Source organism: Moryella indoligenes (assembly GCF_030812885.1).
Classification (GTDB): domain Bacteria; phylum Bacillota; class Clostridia; order Lachnospirales; family Lachnospiraceae; genus Moryella; species Moryella indoligenes.
In genome coordinates this window covers 1-2,018 of sequence record NZ_JAUSTO010000033.1, presented here as the reverse complement: position 1 = coordinate 2,018, position 2,018 = coordinate 1, and the positions used below count along the sequence as shown (strand labels likewise).

Genomic DNA, 2,018 nt, shown 5'->3' with positions numbered 1-2,018 from the left:
AATGCAAGGTATGTGCGTAAAAAATTACAAATAAAATAAAGATTGTGTACCGGAACCGATGCTGACCATTGCAGCGGCTTCACCCAGATGCTCCACTAGAGGATCACCCCCCTGCTCATGCGGGGAAGAAGTTATTTATGTGCTTCTGCTTCAATTTCCTGCACACTCTCTTTTTCGTAGTCCCCGTTTTGGATGTGCTTGAGTGCGTGCAGATACGATTCTTGATTCCGCTCATGGTTGAAGCGAGAATTGAGTAGGATAGTATAAGTGCAATCCTCATTTTCACGTACCATTTCTGCAATTTTGGTATCTTCTAAATCAACAAGATAGGAGTACACGCCATCAGGCGCCTGTCTCATCGTCTTTCCCTCTTTCTTTTGCTAGTAGCGCTTTGAGTACGCCGGTAGCAGTTTTTATATCTTCCGGTGAAGCATCGCGGGCTGCATCGAACAAAATGCGCAGATCGCGGTTCTCAAATACCTCCTGCGCGACTTTGGCGGTCTCTGGGTTGAAGTAGTAGCCGGTATCCTCGGTGCGTTCTTCTAATAGATCAGACTTATTTATTCCAAAATAATCAGCGAGAAGCTGAATCTTTCCCATGCGCGGAAGAATTTTCCCCTGCGTCCATGTGTTAAAAGACTGCGGAGACACGCCGATTGCATTGGCTACCTCAAGCTGAGTTTTTCCTTGCTTTTCTAATAATTTATTTAGATTTCTTGAGAAGATTCTTTTCTGAATATCTTCCGGCATTTCTATCCTCCTCAAAAGAATTTTTCTTTGTAATCTCATAATACAACAATAATTTATAACACGCAACTAAAAATCAAAAAAATATTGATTTTAGTGTTGACATCAAATATAATTTGATATAATATGTGCTTGTACCTGATGAGCACTTTGCAAGAAGGAGGATAAAAAGAAGTTGGAAAGGTTAAGAATTTCCCTTGCAGCTGCCAGAGTAAACGCCGGAATGACGCAGGAAACTGTTGCGAAAAAGCTTCGTGTAGGTAAGCAGACAGTTGTAAGCTGGGAAAAAGGCGAAACTGAGCCGAAGGTTAGCCAAGGACTGAAACTTGCTAAGTTATATGGAATTTCTGTAGATAATATTTTTTTTACCGATTAAATCAAATTTAATTTGATAAAAACACCAACACAGGAAGGAGGAAGGGATGTGAAACCTTTAAACAAAAAAAGAAAACTGCTTTTGCAAGAAGAGCAGGAGCGGGAAGAATGTTTTAAAAGACAAAGGATGAGAGCGGAAGTTCTTTCGACTATTACTCTGATTATGTCAATAGTTGCAATAGCGTTGAGCCTGTATGTTTCTGCTAGTTGATGGAATTTTTTATGGAGAGAATGAGAGCAATTAGCGCTATGAAAAAAGATAGCCAATTTCTTAATTCACTCCATCTGGAAATCAACAAGGCGTGTTGTTCTTCATTAAAGGCAGTGCGTCCTTCAACAGTAATATACAATGGTTCGCTCTCTGCTAGGCCTTCAATGTTTTCTAAATGATGAATATGGCGATACATCGTATCTGTACATAAGTAATTGTGTTTCACCATGTAAGCAATTAATCCAAAAGATTCATCATGATCTTTGTCAAGAAGCAATATTGCATCATGAATCGATAGGGGGCTTCGTTTTGAATATAAGGCTAAGACCGAACGAGTTTCTTTATCCATAAAGATTCCTTTCGTTTTCGTTTGATGATGTAGAAGTATTTGCAAGAAATTATAGCACAAAATCCTTAAAGGGGAGAAAGGAGGAAGGGATATCTTGAAAATAAAGGCATGGACTATTGTTCTGGGGGCTCTGATTCTTGCAGACCAGATTCGGAGTCAGAAAAAGCTTCAGTACCAGATGGGGTTGACTGCTCAGGCGTTTGAGACACAGGCGAAGATAAACCAGAAGATAATTGATATTCTGAAGCCTCGTGGACATCTTGATAGCAAGGCGCATCTATCGAAGAGCTGATGAAGTGAGGAGGAGACAATATGAAGGCGCACAACAACAACAAA

General features: G+C 40.1%; 6 protein-coding genes. 3 read left to right on the top strand and 3 right to left on the bottom strand.

The window, feature by feature from the left end:
- Window positions 1–131: 131 nt before the first annotated feature.
- Together J2S20_RS11975 and J2S20_RS11970 are read right to left on the bottom strand one after the other, a co-directional pair.
- Window positions 132–359 carry a hypothetical protein gene (locus J2S20_RS11975; protein WP_307255564.1) on the bottom strand — a complete coding sequence of 76 codons (228 nt, stop codon included), beginning with the start codon at window positions 357–359 and terminating at the stop codon, window positions 132–134.
- Window positions 343–750, bottom strand: a complete 408-nt coding sequence (locus J2S20_RS11970; protein ID WP_307255563.1) for a helix-turn-helix transcriptional regulator — start codon at window positions 748–750, stop codon at window positions 343–345. The genes J2S20_RS11975 and J2S20_RS11970 overlap by 17 nt, the downstream gene beginning before the upstream one ends.
- Window positions 751–922: 172 nt before the next feature.
- On the opposite strand from J2S20_RS11970, the gene J2S20_RS11965 reads away from it, so the two are divergent.
- Both J2S20_RS11965 and J2S20_RS11960 read left to right on the top strand, forming a co-directional pair.
- Entirely contained in the window at window positions 923–1,123 is a 201-nt protein-coding gene (locus tag J2S20_RS11965; RefSeq protein WP_307255562.1) for a helix-turn-helix transcriptional regulator, read from the top strand.
- Between the two features lie 48 nt (window positions 1,124–1,171).
- Complete coding sequence (locus tag J2S20_RS11960; protein WP_307255560.1) at window positions 1,172–1,333, top strand: hypothetical protein; 162 nt, start codon at window positions 1,172–1,174, stop codon at window positions 1,331–1,333.
- Here J2S20_RS11960 and J2S20_RS11955 read toward each other — a convergent pair.
- Window positions 1,326–1,682 (bottom strand): hypothetical protein, encoded by a 357-nt coding sequence (locus tag J2S20_RS11955; protein WP_307255559.1) that lies wholly within the window; start codon window positions 1,680–1,682, stop codon window positions 1,326–1,328. The genes J2S20_RS11960 and J2S20_RS11955 overlap by 8 nt on opposite strands.
- Before the next feature lie 94 nt (window positions 1,683–1,776).
- Between J2S20_RS11955 and J2S20_RS11950 the strand changes: the two genes are divergently transcribed.
- Entirely contained in the window at window positions 1,777–1,974 is a 198-nt protein-coding gene (locus tag J2S20_RS11950; protein ID WP_307255558.1) for a hypothetical protein, read from the top strand.
- Window positions 1,975–2,018: the final 44 nt, after the last annotated feature.

Bases quoted from the DNA above. Each gene is read 5' to 3' on its own strand.
- J2S20_RS11970 (WP_307255563.1), bottom strand. From the start codon at position 750: ATGCCGGAAGATATTCAGAAAAGAATCTTCTCAAGAAATCTAAATAAA.
- J2S20_RS11975 (WP_307255564.1), bottom strand. From the start codon at position 359: ATGAGACAGGCGCCTGATGGCGTGTACTCCTATCTTGTTGATTTAGAA.
- J2S20_RS11955 (WP_307255559.1), bottom strand. From the start codon at position 1,682: ATGGATAAAGAAACTCGTTCGGTCTTAGCCTTATATTCAAAACGAAGC.